Annotated in this window: 1 pseudogene; it reads right to left on the reverse strand. The window is 61.2% G+C overall.

What is annotated here, in order from left to right:
* Positions 1-254: 254 nt before the first annotated feature.
* Positions 255-934 (reverse strand): annotated as a pseudogene (locus EN738_RS34630) (DNA mismatch repair protein MutS); the annotation flags it as partial.

Consider the following 934-nt stretch of genomic DNA (forward strand, 5'->3'; position numbering starts at 1 on the left):
AGATATGGATACAATTTTATAAAAACAGAAAATCTATACGACATAAGAAATACGAATTATGCCTCGATAAGTATCGTAAATGAAAACAGTGATAGCGAGGATCACATCCTTTTCATGTATCTGGCGGATGAGGTCGCGAGAACGCACATCCTCTCGGAAAAGATCGTAAGAGCGCTCATGTCTTCTTGTGAAGATATATTAAATCACCAAGGCGGGCGGCCGTCAAAAATCTCTTTGACCGGAGACTTCTCGCGCTAACTGCCGATCAATCCTTTCAGCCGGTATAGCGCTTCCAACGCCTCGCGCGGCGTCATCTCGTCGGGGTTGATGTCGCCGAGCGCGGCGCCGAGCGCGTCGTTCTTCACCGGCTTCGGCGCCTCCCGCTTCACCGCCACCGAAAACAGCGGCAGGTCGTCGACCAGCCGGTTGGCCTTGCCCGAAACCTCGCCTTCCTCAAGCTGGTGCAGCACCTCCTTGGCGCGGGCGACCACGGCTTCCGGCAGGCCGGCGAGCCGCGCCACCTGCACGCCGTAGGAACAGTCCGCCGCGCCCTTGCCGACCTCGTGCAGGAACACCACCTCGCCTTCCCATTCCTTGACCCGCATGGTGACATTGGAGAGGCGCGGGAGCTTGCCGGCCAGCGCCGTCATCTCGTGGAAATGGGTGGCGAATATCGCGCGGCAGCGGTTCTTCTCGTGCAGATATTCGACTGCCGCCCAGGCGATCGACAGGCCGTCGAAGGTCGCCGTGCCGCGGCCGATCTCGTCGAGGATGACCAGCGCCCGCTCGCCCGCCTGGTTGAGGATCGCCGCCGTCTCGACCATCTCGACCATGAAGGTCGAGCGGCCGCGCGCCAGGTCGTCGGAGGCGCCGACGCGCGAGAACAGCCGGTCGACGACGCCGATGTGGGCGCGCTCGGCCGGCACGAAGGAGC

This window comes from Mesorhizobium sp. M4B.F.Ca.ET.017.02.2.1, assembly GCF_003998955.1.
Classification (GTDB): domain Bacteria; phylum Pseudomonadota; class Alphaproteobacteria; order Rhizobiales; family Rhizobiaceae; genus Mesorhizobium; species Mesorhizobium abyssinicae.